Origin of the sequence: Brevibacterium sp. FME17, assembly GCF_014897515.1 — a bacterium.
Classification (GTDB): Bacteria; Actinomycetota; Actinomycetes; order Actinomycetales; family Brevibacteriaceae; genus Brevibacterium.
Genome location: NZ_JABUYD010000014.1, coordinates 81,360 through 108,206 on the forward strand (window position 1 = coordinate 81,360; position 26,847 = coordinate 108,206).

Here is a 26,847-nt window from a genome sequence, read left to right on the forward strand (position 1 = left end):
GAAAAGTCTACCCAGCGAACCAAGCCCTCACCATACGAATACGGCGTTGTTACCGGTGAGTCGAGTCACCTCGGCGTGCAAGGTGTCAAGAAGAATGTAACAAAAGCTATATAATTGCCGAGATTGTATCTTCTCCCCGCCGGCGTTCCCGCCGCATTGACTGAAACCCGGAGTGCCGATGACGGACAACAGCAGTTTCGATGATCTCTTCGACAGCCAGGACGAACGACCGCAGCGCCCCCGCCGCAAGAAGAAAAAGGTGTGGCGCAAGGTCCTCGTCGTCATCCTCGTGATCGTCATCCTCGGCGTGCTCGGCGTGGGGCTGTACCTATGGAACGTCGGCCGGTCCTATGACAACAACGCGAACAAGCTCACCGACGAGCAGGTCTTCGGCACCAAGCGTGCCGATGACAAGGAAGACGGCGGCACGAACATTCTGCTGCTGGGCTCCGATGAGCCGATGGACCAGGTCGACGTCAACGACTCCCGCGGACTGCGCTCGGACACAATCATGGTCATGCACCTGCCCGAGAACGGATCGAAGGTCCAGGTCATGTCGATCCCGCGTGACAGCTGGGTCGACATCGAAGGCCACGGCAAGGCCAAGATCAACTCTGCGCTCTCCTACGGTGGTCTGCCGCTGGCCGTATCCACGGTGTCGGACTTCATCGGCACGGACCTCGACCACGTGGCGATCATCGACTTCGAAGGCTTCAAGGCATTGACCGACAGCCTCGGCGGGGTGAGCGTGAACTCGGAGCAGTCGTTTGAGAAGAACGGCTACACCTTCACGAGGGGAGAGAACGTCCTCGACGGTGACGAGGCACTGACCTTTGTGCGCGAACGCAAGTCCTTCAAGGACGGCGACTTCCAGCGCGCTCGTAACCAGCAGGCCTTCATCAGGGGTCTGACCAGTGAGATCATCTCCGCCGACACCCTGTCGAACCCGAAGAAGATCCAGGATATGGTCAAGAACTTCGCCCCGTACATGTACGTCGACTCCAGACTCGACGCCCAGTACATCTCCGCGACAGCCTTCGGCATGCGCGACGTCCGCCCCGGCGACATCGAGTTCTTCACCTCCCCGACCGCTGGCGTCGGCACCTCGAGCGACGGTCAGTCGATCGTCAATGTCGATGAAGAGGAACTGAAGAAGGTCCAGGACGCGTACAAGAACGACACCCTCGAGGACTACGTGCAGAACGCCCCGGAGTCCCACCTGTAAACGAAATAGTATGACCCCACCGGATCTACCTGAAATTTGCATGCGAAGTGGAAATTCAAAGCAGAAAGGCCACTGTTTATGTATCAGTCTGAATCAACGGACTTCAGGAACGCACCTGAAGGCCAACGATGAAAGCAGCGTTGCCGACCTCGGCGGATATAAAGCGGATCTTCTTCAAGCAGCAGCGTAAAAAGAACGTCTTACCCGAGCATGCTGTTCTGACCAACGAACTTAACGATGTTATTAGGAATCTACGAGGCCGACTCGCGCTGCTGGACGAAGGAAACTCGAAAGAACGACTGAATGCCGAACTGAGACGGGTGCTCGAGCAAAAGAAAGTTATTGAGGAATCCTATTTCGAGCAACAAGCTGAGAACGTTACGGATTATATTCTAAATCAGCCTTCAACTATACGCCTGTCTAAATCCACGTACGAGGGTAGGGAAATAACTACCCTAAACAAGCGCAGGCCCACAATTACTCTTTTTGACCGCTTCGTTTCACAAACGCTCGCAAGTTCTTATAGGATTCGAAGCCGCGGACGGGATCATATTATACAAAACGTTCTGAACGCGTTGAGAATGACAGCGGGTAGTAAAGAAGCAACAAGATCGATCGTAAAAATTGATATACGCGAATTTTTCAAGACAATAGATCATGAGCTACTCCAGCGAAAATTGAGTTCCCACTCTGGTGTGCCACAGTTCGCTCTTCGTCATGTAGGCGCAATACTAGATGCGTACGAGCGAATATATCGCCGTAAGAGCGGGATCCCTCAAGGGGTTCCGTCGTCTTCTATGCTTTCAGAAATTTACATGGAGTCGTTAGACGACCGACTCAAGCAACATCCAAACGTGATCCTGTACGTGAGGTACGTCGACGACATATTAATAATATCTGATGGCGATTCGGCGGAATCGATTGTTCGTTATGTTGATGAACTTCTAAATAGACTCAATTTGTCACGCAATGAATCCAAGTCGGTAATAATCTCGCATTCGGACAACGCAGCACGTGCAATAAGTAGATTTGACTATCTAGGGTATCAGTTTCGATTTTCTGCCGACACGAGACAACTAGAGACCATCGACATTTCGTATGCTAAACTCACGCGGTATGTCACTGCCGTAGACCGTCTGAAAAGTTTCGCTCAGAATAGTCTTTGCTGGAATGATGAGCAAGGTGTCCGCAAGTTCTTGGATGCATACGAATATCTGGTATTCCCTCACTATTCGAGCGGGGACGCCGATTCGCTGAGGATTGTATCGGGGCTCGCTTATAGTGCCAAATATATCATCGATTCAGAGCGGCCGGGCGAGAATATTAAAAAATTTGTCAACCGCATTAACGGAACTATTGGCCAAGTGGTCACGAGTGTCATTTGTGGAGCGCCTAATTCGATAGAGTGCGGGTGCTGCCAGAAGCCAGTGGCCAAGGTGGAGAAGTTGCGTCGATATTTCGATGTGCCGTGTTCGTATGAAGACGTCATGAAGTCACCTGCCATGCCCCACTTAGATGACACGATCCGTCGGGAGAGCAGGAGGCTACTTTGGAACTCTTGAGAGGTGGAGCGTCGCGGCTGAGAGCGTTGGCAACTGAATGTATGCCGTTTGAGCTCCCACTTGAAGTTGGCAGACCCTGGTTGTACCAGTGGTTTGACTCGAGGATGGTGCGACTTAACGGGTTCCAAATCGGAGTCCTTGCTCGCAGTAGAAAAGACCTTTTGTTGATCGCGCTAATTGCTGACTCGGATGGCCTCCCGATGTTCGCGAGCGACGATTGCGAAAGGCCCGTGGCGTTAGACGGCGAGGCCTTGGCCAGAAAGTGGCGCGCTCCAGCCTCATTCCTTGTTCGGCGCAATAGATTGCAGACCCGTCGTCTGGAACTGCTGGCTCTCGGGTCGCAGGTTGCCATCGCGCTTGTGTATGGAAATCAAAAGGATTCGTTGCTCTATTTCGGAAGCCGAAGCAGATCCTCGCTCCGTTTTCCATCTCGCCCAACGTCCCCGGGCAAGCATCTGAAATCGAAGTTCAAGGTCCCAGATTCGACCCGTGAAGTATCTATTGAGACACGTGGTCGAAGCCTTGGCACCTACAACTCTTTTTTTGCCTATGAGAAGTACGCATTCATCGGAGAATTCTACGATTCCAAGCGTTGGCATGCGTTGGAGGCTCATTGGAAGAATCTGCGACGTCTAGACGTTTCCAACTGTTTTGGAAGCATCTATACTCATTCGTTTGCTTGGGCTACGAGTACCGATGCTCACAGCAAGGCACATTTGGGCAAGCTGCCAGAGTTCCCGAAGGCGGACGTGGGCCGAATATTCGACAAGGTTATGCAATGTGCCAACTGGGGTGAAACTCATGGTATTTGTGTTGGGCCGGAATCGTCGAGAGTCTTTGCGGAAATTATTTTCCAGAAAATGGATTTGGTTATTCACCAGCGCCTGCATCGGAAAAAATTTACTTCAGCCGATTATGAAATACTGCGATATGTGGATGATTTTTTCATATTCTCTGATGATCTCCATACCGTGGATGCTGTGGCGTCCGTGATTAAAGATGTCTTGACGGAGGGCGGTTTTTCGCTAAACCAAAGTAAGACTCAAGATTATCTGACCCCGTTCACTACCAGGATCTCTGAGCGAAAAGCTTCTTTGAAGGTGTTTCTGAAGTTGTCTTTACCGTACGAGGGTGCCCTGCCTGGATACGATATTCGGGAGATAAGCGTACATCTTAGATCGACGGCAATTAGTTCCGATAACGATGCTCAGGCCGTCGGTGCGGCGCTGACGCAGATAGAGCGACGTTTGCGGAAGTTTTTACGTAAGCGCGCTGCTAAATGTGGAGAGTACGACCAAGCGAGAGAGCTGTTTTCTTATGTTTGGGGATTTGCTCACAGCATGCTCTATCAGTATTTGTCGAACCCTTCAGTATCGTCTTCGATGAAGATCGTTCGTACTTTGCGGGACATCCGGAGGGCTTCCGAACTGTGCGTCGGGTTGTCTGGAAGGCATCGGGCCATGCTGGAATTTGAGTCGTTGGAGTCATTGCATTTCGCGGTTGCGCGCGCAATAAGACGTCTAGTGGCAGCTGAAGATACCGAGATCGAGGTTTGCCACTTTCTGTCACTTGCGTCGGCGAGCCAGGTGCGACTCTCATCGGGAAATCGTATTCTATCCGATATATGTGACGTCTTGGACAGGCATCTGTCTGCAAATGATTCGGCAAAGGCGAACCAGGCGGGGGTGTTTCTGCTGTTGTCGACGATGAAATATTTTCTCACCGATAGTCGCGCTTCGAGCGACAATGTGTCTCGACTAATGAGTACCTGTGGGAAGTTTACTGATCTATTGTTTGGTTCGCAGTACCTGCCAGCGGGACAGTTGAAGAACCATGCTTCACAAGAATTACTTCTATTAGCGTTGATCGAATGTCCATATATTAGCGTAGATGTTAAATTTGAACTATTGAATAAAGCCTGGGTGGTTGCGTCCGTCAGGAAGAGTCTTGGCACAGCTGACTTGACAGAGCGATCTGCTCGTCGTTTTTTGCGTCGTTGTCTCGTTGACGAAGTTGCGCGCCAGGGTGACGGCATGTCTGGTTCAGATATCGGTGCATTTGTGTGGTCAGACGAGGATTTTGATGAACAACTTTACGAGAAGGAGCCTCAGTTCATATACTGACTGCGGTCGTGCGAATCTGGTGCCTCGGTATTTCAGATTGCATCAGGGGGTGGTCCCTCTGGGGCTGTTGGTCAGACCCACACAATGAAACTGGGAGTTTTCGGGCGGTATCGGGAACTCCTACCTTGCGTTTGGCCCGTACTAGTACGGTGCGAGCCAAACGTTCGGGTCTGCCCTGCTATTTGAGGCCCCCGCTGCGCGCGTTCGTCACACAAAGTGTTTGGGTGGTCGATTTACACGGTGTCTATGCGTGGTTGGCCCACTAGAAACGTCTAGGTCATAGGCGCGACCTTGCACTCGTCGGTGAGTGGTTTTTGTCGCCGAGTTGGCCCTGCCCATCCGTGCACACGACGAACTCCGCCCCTGGGCTTCCAGAGGCGGGGTTCGCTGCACCCGAGCAGGGTGACTTCAGGTCAATTGCCGAACGCGATGTTGTGGACTCCGTGGGGTGAGCCCCATTCCCCGCCGTTCGACACTTGTTCGTTCGCGACTCCGACGGACATGGTCTCTCCAGTGACGGTGTTCTGATAGTCCGAATAGATGGTCCCAGCAGCACCGTCTACACCAGTCTTGACCCAATGAGTCCCATGCTCATTCCCGTGTTTGTTCAGGGCCTTGACGACCTGCGGCGTGGCGAATCCTTCGACCCGCTCCGTATTGTCGGCACCCCAAGCTCGCACGAGCTCATCGGCATAGATGTTGGTGTCCGTCGGGTAGTGGACGGACTGCGGCTCTGCGTCCGCGCTGGTGGCTGCGGCGGGTGCCGGGGCCGCCAGGGCGGGTCCGCTGGCGAGTCCGACTCCGGCCAGGCTGGCAATACCGGCGATGGCCAGGGCTGCTGCGCGATTGCGAATGGTGGTCTTCATGTCATCGATCCTTCTTCTTCGAGATGTCGTCGCTGAATGATGTCTTTGCTGAGTGCGGTCACCGGGCAGGTGACACATCATCGACGCCGACCAGTATTGCGCCCGCACTTGAAGCCAGGACCACAGTGTCTGAGAGGAAACTCGGAGAGGGTCACAGCCAGGAGACGACTTGTTTGCAGTCCTGCGGCGGTCGCCGAGGTGCGCGGAGCCAACGGGGCGCATACGGCAACGACTCTTGCCTGGTGACGCGGTGCGAACGAGTGCTCGGCGGATTCGACCAGACGGTGACACACGGTTGTTGCAGAGCGCGGTTTGCGACGTTTTCGTCCGCACAGTGAAACCCGATTGTGACCGGACCTCGCCGAGGTGGTTCTGCATTCTCCTCGGACGTGATCTGGGCCATATGAAGACTGGGTTCGAAGGCCTAGAGTGGGCCCTGAGGTTCATCCCATTCGTCACTCAGAGGAAGTGGACGATCCGAGCAGAGAGCGGAGGCCCGAATGACCTACGTGATCGCGCAGCCGTGCATTGACGTCAAGGACAAGTCGTGTGTCGACGAATGTCCTGTCGACTGCATCTACGAAGGCGAACGCAGTCTCTACATCCATCCCGACGAGTGCATCGACTGCGGGGCTTGTGAACCGGTCTGCCCCGTCGAAGCAATCTTTTATGAAGACGATGTCCCCGAGGAGTGGGCGGACTACTACACCTACAACGTCGAGTTCTTCGACGAACTCGGTTCACCGGGAGGCGCGGCAGGCCTGGGAAACACCGGCCGAGACCACTCGGCCATCGCCGCCTTGCCGCCCCAGAACCAGGACGTCGAGCTGTAACCGGCCGGCCACGGGGAGTCCCTTCGCCCCGACCTACTCCAGCACCCTATCCACTAAGGTCCGCGCATCGTGCTGGACGGCCCGCAGGTGGTCCTCATCGCGCAGCGACTCGGCATAGATCTTGTACACGTCTTCCGTGCCGGAGGGGCGCACCGCGAACCAGGCGTTCTCGGTCGTGACCTTGAGCCCGCCGATGGGTGCGTTGTTTCCCGGCGCCGAGGTGAGTGTTGAGGTCACCGGTTCACCGCCGACGGTCTTCGCCTTCACCTGGGAGGCGTCGAGTGATCCCAGTGTCGCCTTCTGCTCCCGGGTGGCCGGGGCATCCTGGCGGGCGTAGGCGCTGGTGCCGAAGTTCGCGGCCAGTCCTGCATAGCGCTGGGACGGGGTCTGTCCGGTCTTCGCCGTCATCTCGGCGGCCAGGAGAGCCATGATGATGCCGTCCTTGTCCGTTGACCAGACCTTGCCGTTGCGGCGCAGGAATGATGCTCCTGCGGATTCTTCGCCGCCGAAGGCCAGCGTCGAGTCGAGGAGTCCGGGGACGAACCATTTGAACCCGACAGGTACTTCGAACAGCTGGCGACCATGTGCCGACACAATGCGGTCAACGATCGACGAGGTGACCAGTGTCTTGCCGATGCCTGCGCTGGTGGACCATTCGGGCCGGTTGTCGAGCAGGTAGTCGATCGCGGTCGCCAGATAGTGGTTGGGGTTCATCAGCCCGGCATCTGGGGTGACGATGCCATGACGGTCGGCATCGGCGTCATTGCCCGTGGCGATATCGAAGTCATTGCGGGAGGCGATGAGCCCCGCCATGGCGTAGGGCGAGGAGCAGTCCATACGGATGTTCTCGTCCCAGTCCAGAGTCATGAACGACCAGGCGGGATCGATCTCGGGGTGAACGACGGTGAGGTTGAGGTCGAAGTCCTCGGCGATCGCGGCCCAGTAGTCGACGCTTGCACCGCCCAGCGGGTCGGCGCCGATATGGATATCGGAGCCGCGGATCACGTCGAGGTCGATGACCGACTCGAGGTCTTCGGTGTAGTTGGCGATGAAGTCGAAGTTCTCTGTGTTCTCCAGGTGGAAGGCCCGCTGGAAACCGGTGCGCGGGATCTTCTCCCACCCGGCCCCAAGGTAGGAGTTCGCACGCTCGGCGATCCAGGTCGTCGTCTCGGAGCCTGCCGGACCGCCGTGGGGCGGGTTGTACTTGATGCCGCCGTCGGAGGGCGGGTTGTGGCTGGGTGTCACGATGATGCCATCGGCTTGGGCATCCGTTGCGGTCTTCCCGGCATTGAACCCGAGGATCGCGTGGGAGAGCACCGGGGTGGGGGTGAAGCCATCACGCTCATCGATGAGCACAGGCACCTCCGCGGCGGCGAGGACCTCGAGGACGGTGAGGATTGCGGGTTCGCTCAGCGCGTGGGTGTCACGGCCTAAGAAGATCGGCCCGTGGATGCCCTGCTTCTTACGGAAGTCGACGATGGCGGCGGTGATCGCTGCGATGTGGGCTTCGTTGAAGGCACGGTTGAAGCTCGAGCCGCGGTGCCCCGAGGTTCCGAAGCTCACGGCCTGCGCTGGCACTGAGGAGTCGGGAACGAGGTCGTAGTACGAGTCAAGCAGTGCGGGGATATCGACGAGATCCCTATCCTGGGCCAGCTGGCCGGCGCGAGTAGTCATACTTCTACAATGCCAAACCCGAACCGATGCACACAGTTCTGAGCCTCCAGTTCTTGCATCGTGGACGGCGAGTGTCCAACGTCGCCGGAAATTCGCTGTCGGCACCTATCCAGGGCACCTGCGGGAGATTAGGCTGAAATCAGCAAATTAGAACAACAATCCCTGCTCTCGACGAGGAGATCGGCAGTGTTCGAAGGCGACACCACTGAACCCCAGCAGCGTGCCTTCGCCGGTGAACTGCCCGCCCATTCTGCGACGGCACGGATCCTCGCCGAGGCTCATCGCCGTTACCGTGACCTCGACGACGGAGAGATCGCCGACTACATCCCCATCCTCGCCGAGGCGGATCCCACATGGTTCGGCCTCAGCTTCATCGATATCTCCGGCCGTGCCCATGAGGCAGGCGACATCGACCTGACCTTCTCGATTCAGTCGATCTCGAAGGCATTCGTCTTCGCCCTGGTCTGCCAGGCCCGCAGTCACGAATTCGTGCATGAGCGCATCGGGGTCAACAACACGGGACTGCCCTTCAACTCTGTGATGGCCATCGAACTCAATGATGGGCATCCGATGAATTCGATGGTCAATGCCGGGGCGATCGCCCGACTGCTCGAGAGCTACGGGAGGATCATCACTGATCCTCTGGACAGCGTCGACATCTACACCCGCCAGTGTTCACTGTCGGTGAGCGCACACGATCTCGCGGTGATGGGTTCGACTCTGGCAGACGGGGGAGTGAACCCGGTGACCGGCGAACGCGTGGTCTCCGCCGAGGTGGCCCGTGACACCCTCGCATTGCTGGCTTCGTGCGGAATGTATGAGAACAGCGGTGAATGGCTCTTCGAGATCGGTCTGCCGGCCAAATCGGGAGTCGCGGGCGGAATCGTCGCCATCGCTCCGGGCAAGGGTGCGCTCGGCACGTTCTCTCCCCGGCTCGACTCCGCCGGCAACAGCGTCCGCAGCCAGCGGGCCTGCTTCGACCTCTCCAGGGCCTTGGGTCTCAATCTCTTCGCCTCCACCCCAGCACCCGCACCACGTCAACGCTGAAAGGAATCACTATGACTGTCCCGGCCGAACCGACCGACCACGCTGAGGTTCGTGCATCCTGGACACCCATGATCGGGCTCTTCCTCGCCCAGGTGCTCATGTCCTTCAATGTTTCAGCCCTCCCCATCTCTCTGGGTGGGATGGTTGAGGACTTCGGGGTGGCACCCACAGTCGCCTCATCGACGATCGTCGTCTACGGCCTCGCCGTGGCGGCCCTTGTCATGACGGGTGCGAAACTGGGCCAGCGCATCGGCTGGGTCATCATCTTCCGGTTCGTGCTCATCATCTTCGCCGTATCGTCACTGCTGATGATCTTCTCGCGCACGGTCGCGTGGGTGATCGGTGGGCAGTTTCTTGCTGGTGCCGCTGCCGCCATCATCGTTCCGGCTCTGGTGGCACTCATCGCAGAGAACTACCGGGGATCGCAGCAGGCCGCAGCTGTGGGTTCGCTGGGATCGGCCCGCGCATTCTCGGGAATGAGCGCCTTCCTCATCGGCGGCACCTTGGGCACCCTGGTCGGGTGGCGGCCGATCTTCCTCATCACCCTCGGCCTGGCCGCCATCGTCTTCGCGCTGAGCTTCAAACTGCACTCGGACAAGGGTGATCCCACGATCCGCATCGACATCGTCGCCTCGGTGCTCATCGGCTCTGCGATCGTGCTGCTGACCATGGGATTCAACAATCTCAACGCCTGGGGCATCATCCGCGCTGAGGACGGCGCCCCGTTCTCCACCGCAGGCCTCTCCCCGGCACCGGTCTTCGTCATCGTCGGAGTCGTCCTCGGACAGGCCTTTTTTATGTGGACGCGCAGACGCATCGCCAACGGCAAGGTGCCGCTGGTCGACATCAGTGTCCTCGCCAGCCCCACGGAGCGTGCCGCCGTGTACGCGATGTTCGTCATTGTTGCGATGGAGGCGGCGGTGAACTTCACCGTTCCCACCTACATCCAGGTGGTCCAGGGGCGAACTCCCTTCGACACGTCCCTGGCGATGCTTCCGTTCAACCTCACGGTGTTCGTCACAGCGACCTTGATCGTCCGCTTCTACAAACGCTACTCACCGCGCACGATCGCCCTGTTCTCCTTCGCGCTGACCACGGTGGCGCTCGTGTGGTTGGCCTTCGTGGTTACGAACAACTGGGAGACGCTGCCGACGATCCTCGGCCTCATTGTCTTCGGCATCGGCCAAGGAGCTCTCGTCACCCTCGTCTTCAATGTCCTCGTCACCGCCGCACCGAAGCATCTGGCCGGCGACGTCGGCTCTATTCGCGGCACCGCCCAGAACCTCGCCTCGGCGGTGGGCACAGCGATGATGGGGGCCGTGCTGGTGACCGTGCTGAGTGCGGGAATCGTGAGTGCAGCTGATGATCATCCCGAGCTGCCGGAAGACCTCGTCGCCCAGGTCGACCTCGACAACGTCAACTTCATCAGCAACGACGAACTCGAAGACGTCCTCGTCGAGACCACGGCGACGCCGGCTCAGATCGAACAGGCCGTCGAACTCAACGCCGACCAGCGTCTGCGCACCCTGAAGATCGGATTCCTCATCCTCGCCGGCATCAGCCTGATCGCGGCCCTGCCGGCTTCACGCCTGCCCAAATACCGTCCCGACGAGATCCCCGCTCCGGCAGATCACTCCTCAGGGAAGTAGGTCTGAGAGATGTAAGCCTGAGAGAAGCGGGCTTACTTCACCCACGGCTCCTCGCCGGTCTCAGATACGATCGGCTTGCCGTGGTCGAGGTTCCAGGACCCCATGCCGCCAGTGACGTTGAAGGCGTCGAAGCCGTTGTTCGTCAGCCAGGCCACAGCGCGGTGAGAGCGACCGCCGGTGCGGCAGATGATGTACATATCGTCATCGAGAGGAAGGTCGTCGAGTCGGGTCGGCAGATCGCCCAGCGGCACATGCAGTGCGCCGTCGATGTGCCCGGCTTCCCACTCGTCATCCTCACGGACGTCGATGATGGCAGCGCCTTCTGGGATTTCTGTCACGGAGACTGATTCTTCATCCATGGCCCCAGTCTAAACACGGGCACGAACGGCTTGCACCCGTCCCTGGGGTCTTTCCCACCGGGCATAGCATGGAGACATGGCAAAGAAGATCGTCATCATCGGTGCAGGGCTGGCCGGAACCACTGCCGCCCGGGAGCTCAGCGAACGCGGCCAGGCGGTCACCCTCATCGACCCCGCCGCCGGGGAGACCAGCGAACGGCCCCCACTGTCGAAGCACCTCTTCGACGATTCCAGGTACCACCTGCCCTTCCATCTCGAATCCAGTGAGCTCGTCACGTTTGTTCGTGACAAGGCAACAGAGATCACCCTCGCCGAGGCGACCGCGAGGTCCCAGTACACCGGCACCGTTCATCTGTCGTCGGGGGAGACCCTGGACTTCACTCACGCCATCCTGGCCACAGGCATGGAGGCGAATCGTCCGGAGATCCCCGGCTACCCGGATGCCCTGCCTGTGTACAACCTGTCCGAGGCCGAGTGGATCCGCGAGCAGGTGGCCACGACGGACGAGGCGCTCAACGTCGGCGTCCTCGGCTCCGGATACTTAGGTATGGAGGTCGCCACCTCGGCGGTCGCGGCTGGTCATGAGGCGACCGTCTACCTGCGCGGCGATGAACCCCTGCGCAAACAGCTCTCTGCACCTGTGCGCTCGGCGCTGTTCGATGCCCACACAGCAGCCGGCGTGAGGTTTGTGGCCCACACGAGCAGTCCAGATGAAATTCCCGCGAACACTCACAACCTGTTTGTCACCAGCGTCGGCGCCCGCCCCACCCTGATTCCCATCGATGGGTTCCGACCCGCCGAGGCGTGGGAAGTGAATGAGAAGTTGGCAACATCTCACGCCGGAGTCTGGGCGGCAGGTGATTGCGCGCAGATCACCGACGGGCCCTTCGCCCTGGACCATCCGTGGGCATGTGAACCCGTGGCCGAGAGCCACGGAAAATACCTCGCCGAACTGCTGAGTACCGACGACAGTGACACAGCTCAACCCTGGTCAGATATCCCCTGGCACTGGAGTTTCCAGGGCCCCGAAAAGGTCTTCACTGCCGGTCTGACCAGCCCCGATGCCACTGACACGGTCATCAGGCACGATCCCAGCGGCAAGAAATTCCAGGTCTTCCACTTCGATGGATCGAACCCAGACGCGGCGCTCATCGGCGTCGAGACACTCAACTGGCCTCCGATGCAGGCCGCTGCGCGTCGGGTACTGGCAGGTAACAACATTCCGACTCGAGCCCAGATCGAGGACCCGGATTTCGACTTCAAGGCTCACAGCCGACTGTGAGAATCGGCTACCCTCATCACGTAGACTTCCTGTGATCGACCCCCAGCCGCCGACGAGAGAAACTTCTGTACATGGATATGGCTAAGATAGCTGAGGAGCACGGGCTCGAAAGAGTCGGCGGGCGGCCGTCACTGCCCCAGTACATCAAACAGCTCATCACTCGCAGCGACTTCACCTATACCCTCGCCAAGTACCGGATGCAGTCCGAGAACGAGCGCAACCGTCTCGGCATGCTCTGGGTGCTGCTGCGGCCGGCATTCTCGGCTCTGATCTACGGCACGGTCTTCGGCGTCATTATGCAGGGAGCGACAGCGCGCCCCGATGATTTCGCTCCCTTCGTCGTCATCGGCGTCTTCGTCCTCGAGTTCTTCAACACCTCGATGAACGGCGGTGCGAAGTCGATCATCGGCAACGCGTCTCTTGTACAGTCCCTGCCGTTCCCACGCATCGTTCTGCCCATTTCCAAGGTGTTTCAGAACCTGCTCAACTTCATCCCCACGTTGATCTTCATGATGATCCTGGCGATGATGTTTGGGGCCCGACCGGCCTGGGATTGGTTCCTCTTCATTCCCCTGGTCATCCTGTTCTGGATCTTCAACCAGGGTGTGGCCTTCATCTTCGCCCGCATCACCGTCCACTTCAGGGACCTCAGCCAAGTCATCCCCTTCATCTCCCGCATGATCTTCTACACCTCCGGTGTCTTCTTCGACCTCAAGGTCATGGTGGCGAAGATCAACCCCGACCCCGCTTGGCAGGTGTTTGCGGACTGGCAGCCGCTGAACAACGTGCTCGCGATTGCCCGCGGCATCCTCATGGTGGGCCGCGATGTTCCCTATGACTACTTCTGGCACCTCGCAATCTGGGCCTTCGGCATCTTCATCATCGGCTTCGTCTTCTTCTGGCAGGCCGAGGAAAGGTACGGTCGCGATGAGTGAGCAGAGCGAACAGAGCGAGCAGGAAACATACGACACCGGCGGTCTCCCGGAGACCACGAAGAACAACCCTCCGGTCGTTGTCTGCGATGACGTCCACGTCCGCTATAAGACGATGGCCACGGGCAAGAAGCTCAAGCTCGGTGGTGGGGGAGGTCTGCTCGATCGCCAGCGCGGCCTCCAGGAAGTCCATGCACTCAAGGGTGTCAGCTTCGTTGCGCACAAGAACGAATCCATCGGTGTCATCGGCAGCAACGGTTCCGGCAAATCCACTCTGATGCGATCGATCACGGGTCTCACGCCGACTTCGGAGGGGACGATCTACGCAAGCTCGAGGCCGAACCTCCTCGGTGTCGGTGCAGCACTGATCCCTGATCTTTCCGGTGCCCGCAATATCATGCTCGGCTCCCTGGCCCTGGGCCTCACCCGCGAAGAGGTGGAGGAGAAGTTCGATGACATCGTCGAATTCACCGGACTCGAGGACTTCATCGACCTGCCGATGCGCACCTATTCCTCCGGGATGTCTCAGCGCCTGAAGTTCGCCATCGCGACTTCTGTCCAGCACGAGATCCTCATCGTCGATGAGGCGCTCAACGTCGGTGACAAGAAGTTCCGCGACCGTTCAGAGGGGCGGATCCGTTCGATCCGCGAGAATGCCGGTACGGTCTTCCTGGTCTCGCACTCGATGCGCACGATCAAAGACACCTGCAACCGTGCTCTGTGGATCGAAAAGGGCGTTCTGCGTGCAGACGGCCCGGCCGCCGACATCATCAAGGAATATCAGGACTTCAACAAGGCGGAGAAGGAGAAGGAAGCGGAGCAGGGCTAGTGTGACGGACAGCAGCCTCTCCGTCTCAAGCATGCGATTAGACTCACTACCTGAGTACTGACCAGGCGTCGGACAGAGACCCGTCGCCAACTAGAAGAGGCATGCAATGACACAGAACACCGTCGAAACTCGCGCGGAAAAGGCCCGGGCACGCAAGGCCGTCCTCGCGGCCGGATTGGGCAACGCCCTCGAGTGGTACGACATCATCCTCTTCGGGTTCATGGCGACCTCCATCACCGCGGTGTTCTACCCCGGCGAAGGCCTGTCGGCACAACTGATGACCTGGGCGACGTTCGCGATCACGTTCGTCGTCCGCCCCCTCGGTGCCGTCATCATCGGCCGCTACTCCGACAAACACGGCCGCAAGTCGGCCCTGTCGCTGACGATCGGTCTGATGACGCTCGGCGTCTTCATCATCGTCGTCCTGCCCGGTGAGTCGGTCATCGGCGTGTGGGCCGCGATCGGCCTCATCATCGCCCGCATCATCCAGGGCATCTCCGCGGGCGGCGAGTTCGGGTCCGCCACCGCCTTCCTCACCGAGAACGCCAAACACGGCAAGGCCTTCTACGCCTCCTTCCAGACCGCGACCCAGGGCATCTCGATGTTCCTCGCCGCCGGCATCTCCTGGATCTTCAGCTCGACCCTGAGCGAAGAGGCACTCCACTCCTGGGGCTGGCGCGTGGCATTTGCGATCGGCCTGCTCATCGGCCCCGTCGGCTGGTACATCCGCTCGAAGATGGAAGACACTCCTGAGTTCAAGGCCTCAGTGAAGATCGACAACCCGCTGCGGACCCTCCTCGGTGAGCATTTCGGCCGCCTTATTGCGGCGTTCCTCATCATCGCGATGGCCACGATCTCGGTCTACCTCATTACGTTCCTGCCCCAGTTCGCCGTCGGCAACCTCGGGCTCGAACCGTGGGCGGCGTTCCCCGGTGCCGTCGTCGCCGGTGTCATCACCCTCATCGGTTCCCCATTCGCCGGGAAGCTCGCCGACAAGGTGGGCGCGACGACCGTGATGATCCCGACGACCATCGTCGGCATCATCGTTGCGTGGCCGATGTTCATCCTGCTCACGAACCATCCCTCGATCGCGATCCTGACCGTGTGCGAGGCGATCGTCGGCCTGTTCATGGTCTTCTACTTCGGTCCGATGCCCGCGCTGCTGTCCGAACTCTTCCCCGTCCAGGTGCGCAGCTCCGGCATGACGATTGCCTACAGCCTCGGTGTGGCGATCTTCGGCGGCTTCGCCCCGCTCATCCTCACCGCACTGCTCAGCGCCACCGGAGAACTGACCGTACCCGGCTTCTACTACGCGGCCCTGTCCCTGCTCTCACTCGTCGGCGTCATCATCGCCCGGAGGGTGTATAAACAGCGCTGACCCTCGCCGAGGTGGCCCGACCATCCCGCATGAACGTGGCGAACCGTGGTTGGTTTGCCACAGACTTCACATAGTGACCCGAAACGTTCCACCATTCGACCCCGGACACGGAAAATCCGTGTCCGGGGCGTTTGGCTTCCTGACCTCCGACGATGAGTCCCATTTGTAATTGACATCACAGACCGACAGCGGAAAACTGGCCCCGGAAAACTGCCATCACAATCACGGGAGGCGACGGTGCCCTCACGAAATCCACTGTCATCTGGCTCGCACACGAGCGTGACAGTCGTCCACGACAAAGGACTCAAACGCGATATCGGGAAAACCGGTCTGCTCTTCACCGGCGTCGGATCGATCATCGGATCAGGCTGGCTCTTCGGCGCCTTCGACGCAGCCAGCATGGCGGGTCCGGCAGCGATCCTGTCCTGGGCCATCGGCGCCATTCTCATCATCTTCGTGGCACTGAACTATTCGGAGCTCGGCGTCATGTTCCCCGTCGCCGGCGGAGTCGTCCGCTATCCGCACTACGCTTTCGGATCCTTCGCCAGCTACACCAGCGGTTGGATCACCTGGCTGGCAGCGGCCGGCACCGTCGGCATCGAAGTGCTCGCAGCCGTCCAATACGCCTCGAGTTATATGCCCTGGCTGATGGAGACCAAGGAAGGGGTGCTCGTCCTCACCGGACCGGGCATCCTCGTCAGCATCGTCATGGTCGCAGTCTTCTGCGTCATCAACATGTTCGGCGTGAAGTTCTTCGCTCAGTTCAACAACGTGCTCGTGTGGTGGAAGCTCGCTGTCATCGTCCTGGTGTTCGTGGGACTTGCGATTCTCGCATTCAACCCGGGCCACTTCCACATGGCCGAATTCGGCGGTTTCGCTCCCAACGGACTCGCCCCGGTCTTTGCCTCCCTGCCGGCGGCAGGCATCGTCTTCTCTTACCTGGGTTTCCGCCAGGGCGTGGAATTCGCCGGGGAGACGAAGAACCCGCAGAAGAATGTGCCCTTCGCCGTGATCGGTTCGATCGTTCTCACCGCCATCATCTACATCCTCCTGCAGGTCGCCTTCATCGGCGCCGTCCCCACCGAGCTGCTCAAGGACGGCTGGGGCGGATTGTCGTTCTCGAACTCGGCAGGCCCGTGGGCGGAGATCGCGATCATGCTCGGCGCAATGTGGCTGGCCGTCATCCTCTACATCGACGCTGTCGTGTCTCCGGCCGACACCGGTCTGATCTTCACCGCGCTCAGCCCCCGCCTGTCGTATTCGCAGGCTCGAGTCGGCAACGCTCCGTCGGGGCTGACGAAGCTGAGCAAGCGGGGGATTCCCTGGATCGGTCTGCTGGTGACGTTCATCGTGGCCTGCTTCCTGTTCTTCCCGTTCCCATCGTGGGCGAAGATGGTCGGGTTCATCACCTCCGGCACCGTCATCTCGTTCGGCAGCGGCCCGGTCACGGTCGCCGCGCTGCGACGTCAGCTGCCGGATCAGGAAAGGCCGTTCCGTCTCCCGGGTGGTGACACACTGCCCTTCCTAGGATTCCTCGCCGCCAACCTCATCGTCTTCTGGACCGGCTGGGACACGAACTGGAAGCTGTTCATCGCGATGGCACTGGGCTACGTCGTCCTCGGACTGCACTACGCCTTCAGTGACCGCAGCAAGATCCCGCCGCTGCAGTTCAAGTCGGGTTGGTGGATGCTGCTGTGGATCGGTGGCCTCGCTGTGCTGAGCTTCCTCGGCACCTACGGTGAGGGCAGCCTGGGCGTGCTCACCTTCGGATGGGGCGAGCTGGCCTGCCTGATCATGACCGTCATCGTCTTCGCTGTCGGCGTGGCGACGCGTCTGTCGCCCCGAGAGGTCGTCAAGAACGTCGAGAACACCCGGCAGGTCGATCAGGAGCTGCCGGACATCGACTGATCGGCAGCGCATCGACTAGACCGGTCACACCCCCGTCAGGTCGATGCACACCGTGATCTCGACCCGCGAGCCTGTCAGGTCGATGCGCACCCATTGGTCGGTGCGCATCGACCTGACGTGTCCGGTTATGACTGGCGAGGAACGATCATCACTGGGCCCCGTGCGGTGTTGAGCACGCCGCGGGAGACGGAACCGAGCAGAGCACTGCGCACCGCACCGCGGCCCCTGTTGCCGACCACGGTCAACGCTGCCTTCGCGGTCCAGTCGCTGATGACGTCCTCGGGGTGGCCGATCTCGACGTCGATGGAGATGTCGAGGTTCGGATGATCATCGAAAAGCCACGAGAAGTCGGACCTGATCTTCGTCTCGAATTCGGCTCGGCGTTTCTGGCGCGACTCCTGGTGAACTTGAAGGTCGGGATACCAGTACAGCCAGTCCTCGAGCTGAGGCATGATCATGAGCAGCTTGAGAGGCGCGGTGTTCTTTTCGGCAGCCTGTGCCGCCTGTTTGACGACCGCGAAGCTCTGGGCCGAACCGTCGACGGCGGCGATGACCGGAGCGGTCGTCTCCTCCTCGGCGCGGCTCGCGTACTCGGCCGAGTCGGTTCCCGGGAGCACGATCGTCGGGCAGTGAGCGTGGGCAGGCAGGGCGGACGCGACTGAACCGAGGACGCGTCCGACGAACCTGTCGCGACCACGAGCGCCGACGATGATCAGCTGGGCCTGCTCGGACAGTTCGACGAGGGTGCCGGTGGGGTTGCCCTCGGCGACACCGAACACGACTTCGCCCGCGTAGTCGCTGAGGTCTCCCTTGGCCACTTCGAGCGTGGCCTCGGCGATCTTCCGCCTGGCTTGATCCTCCGGCTCCGGCGGGAGCGAGGCTATATTGGGATAGATCGGCACCGGTACCGCGTAGACGGTGACAACGGTCAGTCTGGTCTTCCGGCGGAGGGCTTCGTTCGCCCCAAATCGCAGGGCCGCCTTGGCATGTTCGGATCCGTCGAAACCGACCAGGACCCCATGATCGCGGACTGTCGAGTCGGTGGCATTTACGTCGTCGTACATCACGAACCTCCCAGGGGGTTTCCCAGATTCGAACGACGGCGGCAACCCCGTGGCGAAACCGCTGTCGCTATCACCCAGCATAGCAAGGTTTTCTACGTTATGTAGAATTGTGGGGAGAGCAGAATACCGGGGAAATGCTTGGCGGATTGCAGCCGGCGCGCAGAGTGCCTATTGCGCCGTCGTGTTCGGGACGATGAGAACGGGTGCTGCCATCTGGTTGAGCACACTTCGACTCACCGAGCCCAGAAGCAGACTGGTCAGGCCACCCCGGCCGCGGCTGCCCAGAACGACCAGCGCTGCTGTGCGCGTGGCCTCCGAGAGCACGGTCGCCGCCGAGCCCTCCGGGAGGTGGCGGCGAACGGCCAGTCCGGTGTGGCGCCGGGTGACTTCTGCTGCCACTTCCTCCAGGTGGTCGGCGTGCCTGGCATGAGCCGTGGCCTGGTCATCTGTTCTGCGCTGACCCGAAGGGCTCGCCTCCGTGGGAACGGCAGAGAGGAGAACGAGCCGGTGTCCGCTCAGCTCGGCGGCGCGAGCGGCCGTGTCTGCGACCGTGATAGCCGAAGTGTCCACGTCGATTCCCGCAATGACCTCGTGGATGAAATCCGATTCGCTGCGCTGGCCGGTCGGCGTCGATGCTTCGAGGCCCGCAGGCGCGGGAGACTGTTCGTCGGTATCGGTGTTTCGCAGCGGGACCACGAGGACTGGGCAATACGCCCGCGCAGCGAGGTCGCCTGAGACCGTGCCCAGCAGGCGACTGGCCAGACGGTTGCGGCCACGCTTGCCCACGACGGCTAATTGCGAGTAGCGACTGGCTTCGGTCAGGACCTCTCCCGCATCTCCCTCGATGGCTTGAGCGGAGGCGTCGACTCCGGCCCGTCGCGCTTCTGCGGCATGCTCTTCGAGCATCTCCTGAGTCGTGCGGCCGATGCTGCGATGGCGGTCGTCGCTGATCGTCGGAGCGTGCCGACGCGGAATCACGGGGACGCTGTAGGCGCCCACAACCCGGATCGAGCAGTGGTGCTCCTTCGCGATCGCCATCGCCGTCGCGAACGCCTCGCGGCCGTTGTCCGAACCGTCGACTCCGACCAGGATGTCCGCGGGCGGGAGTGTGAAGAGGGAATTCATACCTTCACCGTACGCCAGGCATGCGGTGGCTGAGGCTGGTGCCCGAGACTGGCGCCTCGGGACTCTTGCCAAATAAATGTTAGTGACTAACATTAAAGGATGAACCGTTGGCAGCGAACTCATGCAGACCTGCGGCAGGCGGCCCTGGAGCTGTTCGCCGAGGATGGCTTCGACCAGACCGGCACGGCCCAGATCGCGAAGCGGGCAGGGGTGAGTGAGATGACTCTGTTTCGGCACTTTCGATCGAAGGAGGCACTGCTGCTGGAAGATCCTTTCGACCCGCGAATCGCTGAAGCGGTGCGGACCCGTCCCGAAATGGAGTCGCCGATGCGCGCGGTCACGGAAGGGATCCGGCAGGCGTGGAATGCTGTTGAAGTCCCGGATGTCGACGACCTGCGGACGCGGCTGACGATCATCACCGAGGCGACCTCGATGACTGGTGCGCTCGAGCGCAGCAGCGCGGCCACCATCGACGCCATCGCCGAGGCGCTGATGAGCCGGGAGGTCGATCGCTCTGCGGCCAAGATCGCAGCGGCCGCGGTGATCTGTGGGCTCAGCACCGCTCTGCTCGATTGGGCTGAGCATGGTCAGCCCGAGCTCGACATCGTCATCAACCATGCACTGAATGTGTTGGGTGGGCGCTGACATGCTCGAATTCGCGGCCGTCGGCCACCGGTTCCGCAGCGGTGCCGGCGTGACCGACTTGTCTTTCGCAGTCCATCCCGGCGAAGTGGTCGCTCTCATCGGATTGAACGGGGCAGGTAAGACCACACTCATGCGTCTCGGGCTGGGAATGCTGCGTCCTCAGGCAGGCGAAGTGCGCCTGTTCGGCCGCCCCCTGCATCGACTGCCGTCATCTGCGTTCACCGGTGTCGGAGCGCTGGTCGACGTGCCCCTGGCCTATCCGGAACTCACGGCTGAGGAGAACCTGCGCCTGTCCTCGCGGCTGCACGGAGGAACGCCTGCGCAGGTGGCCGAGGCACTGGAGACCTGGCGGCTGACGGCACTGGCCGACCGACGGTTCCGGCGCCTGTCCTCGGGCAACCGGCAGCGAGTCGGCCTCGCCGCAGCGATGCAGCACGATCCGCGCATGATCGTCCTCGACGAACCGAGCAACGCCCTCGACCCGGCCTCGGTGATCCTGCTGCGTGAGCAGCTGCTGCGCAGGGCGCGGGCGGGTGCGGCGGTCCTGGTCAGCAGCCATCACCTCGACGAAGTGGCCCGTATCGCCGATCGTGTCCTGCTGATGAACGCCGGCCGGCTGATCGGGGGACTCGACACTGCAGGCCCGGACTTGGAAAGGGCCTTCTTCGCACGTCTCCGGGCCGATGACGAGAGCCGCACGAGTGAGGAGACACCATGATGGGGGCCGCGGTGAGCGTCGAATCCTTGAAGCTGCGTCGCTCCCTGGTCGGAGTCATCACGACCTGTGCGCTGCTGGTGGGGACTGTGGTGGTGTTGGCGGGGATCACGTTCGGTGTTGCCCAGCAGCGCAGCGACCTCGTGACCAAGCTGGGTTCGGCGGCACGTCTGGACTGGGCCGGTCTGGTGCCGGCGGCCACTCAGATCATCTCTGTGGGGTCACTCTTGGGGTTCGGGGTCATGCTGGCGTGGATGTTCGGGCGGGAATTCGGCGATGGAACGATCACCGGACTCTTCGCGCTGCCGATCAGTCGTGGACGGATCGCTCTAGCCAAACTTGCCGTCTATGCGCTGTGGACCGGGGCGGTCGGTCTGATTCTGGCATTGGGTGTTCTCTGCCTGGGGCTGGCTTTCGGATATGGGTCTCCTGCAGAAGGCGTCTGGGCGGGACTGGTGCGGCTGTGGGTGCTCATGGTTCTCACTGGTTTCATTGCGATCCCGGTCGCCTGGACGGCGACAGTGTGCGGTTCGGTGCTCGCCGGGGTCGGCTGCACGGTCGGGCTGGTCGTCATCGCGCAGGTGACTGCCCTGCTGGGTGTGGGCGGCTGGATGCCCGTGGCCGCTCCCGCCCTCTGGGCGATGAGCGATGGGTCCGCCGTGACGGTGGCTCAACTGGGGTTGGTTGTCGTCTTCGCACTCGTCTTCGCAGTGCTCACCGCGGTCAGCTGGGATCGGCTGCAGCTGCGGCGGTGAATCAGCCATCGATGCCGAAACGAAAGGGAGTTGTTGTCTTCAATCCCCAGCAGATGATTCACTGAGAAGGAACGGTAAATGAAGGGGATGGAACCAGTGAGCCTTCCAGGTCAGATGACGGCAGCGTTCATCACCGCCACCGGTGGTGTTGAGGCCATCGAGATCGGCCCTCTGCCTGTGCCCCGGCTGGGCCCGACCGATGTCCTGGTGCGGTTGGAGGCCAGCGAGGTCAATCACGTCGACCTCTTCGTCCGCTCCGGGGCGTATCGCACTCCGCTTCCGTTCCCCTTCGTCATCGGCCGTGATCTCGTCGGGACCGTCGCCGCCGTTGGGGAGGCTGTCGAGGATTTCGTTGAAGGTGACCGGGTCTGGACCAACAGCCTCGGCCATGCCGGGCGTCAGGGATCATTCGCCGAATTCTCAGCGGTGCCGACCGAACGGCTCTACCACCTGCCTGAGGGCATCACCCCCGCCGAGGCGGCCCCCACCCTGCACGCGGCCGGAACCGCCTACTTAGGCCTCGTTCGGGAGGCGCGGCTGCGGCCGGGGGAGACGATCGTGGTCGGTTCGGCCAGCGGCGCCGTGGGCACAGCGATCGTCCAATTCGCTGCTGCTATGGGTGCGCATGTCATCGCCGGTGCCTCTGCCGACGACGAACAGTGGGTCGCCGACTGCGGAGCCGACGTCGTCATCGACAAACATGCCCCCGACTACTACACACAGGTTGAATCGGCTGCCCCACACGGAGTCGATGTGTGGTGGGACGCCAGCGGTGACGATAACTTCGAAGGGTCCGTTCCCCTTCTTGCGCACGGTGCGCGGGTAATCGTGATGGCCGGAATGGAATCGTCGCCGAGGGTGCCTATCGGCCAGCTCTACACCCGCGACGCCAGCGTGCTCGGGTTCGCGATCAGCAACGCTTCGGCCGCGGACCTCGCCGAGGCGGCGAAAGTGATCAACCAATTGTTGGCGACCGGAGTACTGCGCGGTCGAGTCGGTACGACGTTCCACCTCGCCGAGGCGGCTGCAGCCCACCGAGCCCTCGAAGCCGGCGACGTGCGGGGCCGGATACTCATCGTGCCGTGATGACGGGCCTTAGGCGGCAACCGCGCCCGTTGTCTCTCAGCTCTCGCATTCCGCCGCGAATCGCGTGAAATAGCTCAGCGCTTCGAACGAATCCACTGCATCCGGGTTCGCCACTTTCTCCAGCGCATGCCCTTGGATGAGGCGTTTGACGGGCACCTCGAGTTTCTTGCCCGTGCGGGTATGCGGGATCGCGGGCACAGCGATGATGTCATCGGGCACATGGCGGGGAGAGGCCTTCTCACGCAGATCCCGAGCGATCTGCGACCGCAGCGAATCATCGAGCCCAGCCCCCTCGGCGAGAACGACGAACAGTGGCATCCAGTACCCGCCGTTCGGCTGTTCGGTGCCGATGACCAGGGATTCGGCCACCTCTGGGACGCCATCGACGATGTCGTAGATGTCCGCGCTGCCCAGGCGCACACCGTGGCGGTTGAGGGTCGCGTCCGAGCGTCCGGAGATGATGACGCTGCCGCGTTCGGTGATGGTGATCCAGTCGCCGTGGCGCCATACCCCGGGGAACATCGAGAAGTAGGTGTCGCGGTAGCGCTGCCCGTCGGGGTCGTTCCAGAACTTCACCGGCATCGACGGAATCGGGCCGGTGATGACCATCTCCCCGACCTCGCCGGTGAGCGGGTTGCCGTCATCGTCCCAGGATTCCAGGGCCACTCCGAGCAACGGGGCGGACAGTTCGCCCTCCCACACCTCGAGGTTCGGCGCGGACCCGGCGAATCCGCTGACCACGTCCGTGCCCCCGCTTGTCGAGGCCAACTGCACGCGCTCGCCGACGGCGTCGCGGACCCAGGGGAAACAGTGGGCGGGAACAGGAGCACCGGTGGCGCCGATGGTCCGCAGGGAGCTCAGGTCCAGTTCCTTACCGGGCTCGAGTCCGGCTTTCATTCCGGCGAGGAAGATCCCCGGACTGACCCCGAGGACATTGACGTGCGTGTCCGCTGCGATCTCCCACAGCCGGCCCGGGCCGGGGTACAGGGGGCTGCCGTCGAAACAGACGGTGGTGACGCCCGCCAACAGTGCCGAGGCGACGAGGTTCCACATCATCCAGTTCGTGTTCGTGTACCAGAAGAACCGGTCACCCGGTCGTAGATCGAGGTGGAGACCGAACAGGCGGAGATGGTCGATGACGACCCCTCCGTGGCTGTGCACGATGCCCTTGGGAATGCCTGTGGTCCCGGAGGAGTAGAGCACCCACAGTGGGGTATCGAAATCGACGCGGACGAACTCCGGCTCAGTATCGCCGGAGGAGATCTCGTCCCAGTCGGCCAGGTTCGGGATCTCGTTGTTCTCATCAAGGGCACCCACACCGAGGTTGCCGACCCCGACGACTGCCCGCAGCGACGGGATCCGTGTCGCCAAGTCCGCAACCTGGTCCCGGCGGTCGAATGCCTGGCCGTTCCAGAAATAGCCGTCGGCGGCGAAGAGGACCTTCGGTTCGAGCTGGCCGAGTTTCGTAGCTGCTCCCTCGGCGGCATAGTCCTGGGCGCATGCCGACCAGATGGCACCGAGTGATGCGGAGGCGAGGAAGGCGATGAGGGTGTGGTGGGTGTTCGGGAGGTAGCCGACGACTCGGTTACCCTGACCGACTCCCTGGCCGCGCAGCCACGCGGCGACGGAGCCGACCTGGCGGCGCAGTTCGCGCCAGGTGGTCTCGGACTGGTTGCCGTCTTCGGTGATCGTAATGATCGCAGGCTCGTCGGCGAGGCTATCGTCGAGTCCGGCGCGCAGCGCGTGTTCGGCGTAGTTGACGCGGGTGCCGGGGAACCAGGTGGCGCCCGGCATGGACTTGTCTGCGAGCACTTCGGTATAGGGTTCGTCGGCGATGACGTCGAAGAAGTCCCAGACTGCTCCCCAGAAACCCTCGAGGTCGTTGACCGACCACTGCCACAGATCGTCGTAGCTGACCATGTCCTGCCCCGTGCGCTGGTTCGCTAACTCAGCGAACGCCTGGATCTGCGGGCGGGGCGTCTGGTCAGGGTTCGGGCGCCAGATCGGTTCAGTGGTCAATTCTTCTCCTCAACTCGGATGGCTCGAAGGTACGAGTTAAGACTAAGGGTTATTTACAAAGCGGCTCTGTGTGGTCCTCAGCTCCACACTCCTCGGGTGTCATGGACGATCTTCTGGGCCAGCAGTGTCCGGTCCAGGCGGACGAATTCGTTGTGATCGACGAGCAGTAGGACGATGTCGGCGGCGCGAACGGCTTCGTTCATCTCGATACTGCCTATGTTGTGAGTATGTCGATTCTGTAACGTTTCCGTGACGGAAGGCCGATGTTTACGCGGAAACTGCTGTATAAGTGTGAATTCGGGTCGAGGAGCATAACGAACTGGTATGTAACATTGCTAATTGAGCAATTTAATCACAAATTTGGAGCGCATGATCAGGTTGATGAACGGGCTGGCTGAACGCCTGCGCAGTTGGGGCGCAGAACGGACTTCGACAGATCAGAAGATCGTCATGTCAAAACTTAAGCACCGAGAGTTCGAATGGCAGAAGCGCGCCTTCAGCCGCAACGCACGCGCGGGTCAGACGCCTGAACGGGGCTATGACGCCCGAGAGGCCGTCAACGAGAATCTCGCAACTGTCACCGCAGAGTTGCAGGCAGCGGGAGTCGAATCAGTGATCTTGCCTCGTTCGCACCCGTTCAACCCGATACTTGTGGTTGCCGAAACTCAAGCAGAGCTGCTGCTGCAAGCTCTCCTGCAGTTGAACGCTGACGACGGTTGGGGCGCGCACGCAATGGGCGTCTCTGGCCGTCGCGGTGAACTGTCGAAATTCGTGCCTAGACCCGCTGAGGTGAGGCGAATCCACTGTCAGCGCCGCCTGCATGCACCAAGCGGGCGTCGGCTGAATACTCGGTTTGAGGACATCATCATCGAGGTCTGGGAAGTCCTGGGCGACAATGTGGAGCGCGTTGACGGCGAGAGCCACATTCCCGGAACGCTGCACCGACGCATCTCGAGGCGGGGTGTCGTCGTCGAATACCTGACACCACAGGTGTGGCAGGAGGCGCTTTCAACCGGTGGTCAGATCAGCCTGCAGTATCCGCATCTCTATGACGTCGTAGACCCTGTCGATATCGTCTACACATGGGTCGACGGTGACGATCCCGACTGGCAATTACGGAAGCGCAGGTCGGAAGCAGCGATCACACACGGAGCGGTGAATGAGACTGCGACGATTCCATCTCGATTCACCAGCCGAGACGAGCTCAAATACTCACTGCGATCGGTCGAAGCCTATGCCAGCTGGGTTAACCACATTTACATTGTCACAGATGGACAAGTACCGGAGTGGCTCGATACCGACCACCCGAAGATCACTGTTGTCGATCATCGAGAGATCTTCGCAGACAGTGAAGCTCTGCCGGTGTTCAACTCCCATGCCATTGAATCCCAGCTCCATCACATTCCAGGCCTGAGTGAAAAGTATGTCTACCTGAATGACGACATTTTCTTCCTCCGCCCCACCAATCCATCGCTATTCTTTGCTGGCAATGGTCAATCCAAATTCTTCCCCTCAAAGGCACCTCTGGATATCGATCCCCCTTCGGCTCGTGACCTGCCGGTCCTGTCCGCAGCAAAACGCAACAGGAGTCTCCTCCAGCGAGAATTCGGTCGTACAGTCACGAACAAGTTCAAGCACACGCCGCATCCGCAACTGCGCTCGGTATTGGCTGAGATGGAGAAGAACCACCCAAAGGAATTTGAGAGAGTGGCACGTTAGCCTCGATTTTTCATGGTGTGGCTCGCGCCCATGATTCTCGCGCTATGGAGCG

At 60.7% G+C, this 26,847-nt stretch carries 23 protein-coding genes; 16 read left to right on the top strand and 7 right to left on the bottom strand.

The window, feature by feature from the left end; all coding sequences use genetic code 11:
- The first annotated feature begins 178 nt into the window (after window positions 1-178).
- The 3 genes from INT40_RS13470 (at window position 179) to INT40_RS13480 (ending at window position 4,910) form a co-directional block, all read left to right on the top strand.
- Window positions 179-1,225 (top strand): LCP family protein, encoded by a 1,047-nt coding sequence (locus tag INT40_RS13470; protein WP_193096253.1) that lies wholly within the window; start codon window positions 179-181, stop codon window positions 1,223-1,225.
- Window positions 1,226-1,353: 128 nt separating this feature from the next.
- Window positions 1,354-2,787, top strand: a complete 1,434-nt coding sequence (locus tag INT40_RS13475) for an RNA-directed DNA polymerase (RefSeq protein ID WP_193096254.1) — start codon at window positions 1,354-1,356, stop codon at window positions 2,785-2,787.
- Window positions 2,788-2,987: 200 nt separating this feature from the next.
- Window positions 2,988-4,910 (top strand): RNA-directed DNA polymerase, encoded by a 1,923-nt coding sequence (locus tag INT40_RS13480; protein WP_193096255.1) that lies wholly within the window; start codon window positions 2,988-2,990, stop codon window positions 4,908-4,910.
- Between the two features lie 413 nt (window positions 4,911-5,323).
- On the opposite strand, the gene INT40_RS13485 is transcribed toward INT40_RS13480, so the two are convergent.
- A complete protein-coding gene (locus INT40_RS13485; RefSeq protein WP_193096256.1) occupies window positions 5,324-5,776 on the bottom strand; it encodes a hypothetical protein in 453 nt (150 codons plus the stop codon).
- Window positions 5,777-6,276: 500 nt separating this feature from the next.
- On the opposite strand from INT40_RS13485, the gene fdxA reads away from it, so the two are divergent.
- Window positions 6,277-6,609 (top strand): ferredoxin, encoded by a 333-nt coding sequence (gene fdxA / locus INT40_RS13490; RefSeq protein WP_101573299.1) that lies wholly within the window; start codon window positions 6,277-6,279, stop codon window positions 6,607-6,609.
- A gap of 33 nt (window positions 6,610-6,642) precedes the next feature.
- On the opposite strand, the gene pgm is transcribed toward fdxA, so the two are convergent.
- Window positions 6,643-8,283: a phosphoglucomutase (alpha-D-glucose-1,6-bisphosphate-dependent) gene (pgm, locus tag INT40_RS13495; protein WP_193071385.1), complete on the bottom strand. Its 1,641-nt coding sequence runs from the start codon at window positions 8,281-8,283 to the stop codon at window positions 6,643-6,645.
- 186 nt (window positions 8,284-8,469) lie between these two features.
- Here pgm and INT40_RS13500 point away from each other — a divergent pair, with 186 nt between their 5' ends.
- Together INT40_RS13500 and INT40_RS13505 are read left to right on the top strand one after the other, a co-directional pair.
- The gene (locus tag INT40_RS13500; protein WP_193096257.1) at window positions 8,470-9,330 is read left to right on the top strand and encodes a glutaminase; all 861 of its coding nucleotides are present in this window, start codon (window positions 8,470-8,472) and stop codon (window positions 9,328-9,330) included.
- Between the two features lie 11 nt (window positions 9,331-9,341).
- Entirely contained in the window at window positions 9,342-10,979 is a 1,638-nt protein-coding gene (locus tag INT40_RS13505) for an MFS transporter (protein WP_226831321.1), read from the top strand.
- A 32-nt stretch (window positions 10,980-11,011) separates the two neighbouring features.
- On the opposite strand, the gene INT40_RS13510 is transcribed toward INT40_RS13505, so the two are convergent.
- On the bottom strand, window positions 11,012-11,338 hold the full coding sequence (locus INT40_RS13510; protein WP_193096258.1) for a rhodanese-like domain-containing protein: 327 nt from the start codon (window positions 11,336-11,338) through the stop codon (window positions 11,012-11,014).
- A 76-nt stretch (window positions 11,339-11,414) separates the two neighbouring features.
- Here INT40_RS13510 and INT40_RS13515 point away from each other — a divergent pair, with 76 nt between their 5' ends.
- From INT40_RS13515 to INT40_RS13535, 5 genes are all read left to right on the top strand, one after another.
- Window positions 11,415-12,620 carry an FAD-dependent oxidoreductase gene (locus INT40_RS13515; protein WP_193096259.1) on the top strand — a complete coding sequence of 402 codons (1,206 nt, stop codon included), beginning with the start codon at window positions 11,415-11,417 and terminating at the stop codon, window positions 12,618-12,620.
- A 71-nt stretch (window positions 12,621-12,691) separates the two neighbouring features.
- Window positions 12,692-13,555 carry an ABC transporter permease gene (locus INT40_RS13520; protein WP_101573309.1) on the top strand — a complete coding sequence of 288 codons (864 nt, stop codon included), beginning with the start codon at window positions 12,692-12,694 and terminating at the stop codon, window positions 13,553-13,555.
- On the top strand, window positions 13,548-14,381 hold the full coding sequence (locus tag INT40_RS13525) for an ABC transporter ATP-binding protein (RefSeq protein WP_101573311.1): 834 nt from the start codon (window positions 13,548-13,550) through the stop codon (window positions 14,379-14,381). Before INT40_RS13520 ends, INT40_RS13525 begins: the two co-directional genes overlap by 8 nt.
- Window positions 14,382-14,487: 106 nt before the next feature.
- The gene (locus INT40_RS13530) at window positions 14,488-15,759 is read left to right on the top strand and encodes an MFS transporter (protein WP_193096260.1); all 1,272 of its coding nucleotides are present in this window, start codon (window positions 14,488-14,490) and stop codon (window positions 15,757-15,759) included.
- A 279-nt stretch (window positions 15,760-16,038) separates the two neighbouring features.
- Window positions 16,039-17,667 carry an APC family permease gene (locus INT40_RS13535; RefSeq protein WP_101573315.1) on the top strand — a complete coding sequence of 543 codons (1,629 nt, stop codon included), beginning with the start codon at window positions 16,039-16,041 and terminating at the stop codon, window positions 17,665-17,667.
- Window positions 17,668-17,792: 125 nt separating this feature from the next.
- Here the strand turns inward: INT40_RS13535 and INT40_RS13540 are convergent, their stop codons facing one another.
- Both INT40_RS13540 and INT40_RS13545 read right to left on the bottom strand, forming a co-directional pair.
- Window positions 17,793-18,731 carry a universal stress protein gene (locus INT40_RS13540; RefSeq protein WP_101573317.1) on the bottom strand — a complete coding sequence of 313 codons (939 nt, stop codon included), beginning with the start codon at window positions 18,729-18,731 and terminating at the stop codon, window positions 17,793-17,795.
- 168 nt (window positions 18,732-18,899) lie between these two features.
- Window positions 18,900-19,856: a universal stress protein gene (locus INT40_RS13545; RefSeq protein ID WP_180959008.1), complete on the bottom strand. Its 957-nt coding sequence runs from the start codon at window positions 19,854-19,856 to the stop codon at window positions 18,900-18,902.
- 99 nt (window positions 19,857-19,955) lie between these two features.
- On the opposite strand from INT40_RS13545, the gene INT40_RS13550 reads away from it, so the two are divergent.
- From INT40_RS13550 to INT40_RS13565, 4 genes are all read left to right on the top strand, one after another.
- Window positions 19,956-20,501 carry a TetR/AcrR family transcriptional regulator gene (locus tag INT40_RS13550; RefSeq protein ID WP_101573321.1) on the top strand — a complete coding sequence of 182 codons (546 nt, stop codon included), beginning with the start codon at window positions 19,956-19,958 and terminating at the stop codon, window positions 20,499-20,501.
- A 1-nt stretch (window position 20,502) separates the two neighbouring features.
- Window positions 20,503-21,219, top strand: coding sequence for an ABC transporter ATP-binding protein (locus INT40_RS13555; protein WP_219618895.1), 717 nt, complete (start codon window positions 20,503-20,505; stop codon window positions 21,217-21,219).
- On the top strand, window positions 21,216-21,971 hold the full coding sequence (locus tag INT40_RS13560; protein ID WP_101573325.1) for an ABC transporter permease: 756 nt from the start codon (window positions 21,216-21,218) through the stop codon (window positions 21,969-21,971). The genes INT40_RS13555 and INT40_RS13560 overlap by 4 nt, the downstream gene beginning before the upstream one ends.
- Window positions 21,972-22,049: 78 nt before the next feature.
- Complete coding sequence (locus INT40_RS13565) at window positions 22,050-23,057, top strand: NADPH:quinone reductase (protein WP_219618896.1); 1,008 nt, start codon at window positions 22,050-22,052, stop codon at window positions 23,055-23,057.
- Window positions 23,058-23,093: 36 nt separating this feature from the next.
- Here INT40_RS13565 and INT40_RS13570 read toward each other — a convergent pair whose 3' ends face one another.
- On the bottom strand, window positions 23,094-25,076 hold the full coding sequence (locus tag INT40_RS13570) for an acetoacetate--CoA ligase (protein ID WP_101573327.1): 1,983 nt from the start codon (window positions 25,074-25,076) through the stop codon (window positions 23,094-23,096).
- Between the two features lie 77 nt (window positions 25,077-25,153).
- Window positions 25,154-25,279: a hypothetical protein gene (locus INT40_RS21000; protein ID WP_257930196.1), complete on the bottom strand. Its 126-nt coding sequence runs from the start codon at window positions 25,277-25,279 to the stop codon at window positions 25,154-25,156.
- Window positions 25,280-25,445: 166 nt separating this feature from the next.
- On the opposite strand from INT40_RS21000, the gene INT40_RS13575 reads away from it, so the two are divergent.
- On the top strand, window positions 25,446-26,795 hold the full coding sequence (locus tag INT40_RS13575) for a Stealth CR1 domain-containing protein (RefSeq protein ID WP_101573329.1): 1,350 nt from the start codon (window positions 25,446-25,448) through the stop codon (window positions 26,793-26,795).
- The last annotated feature ends 52 nt before the right edge of the window (window positions 26,796-26,847 follow it).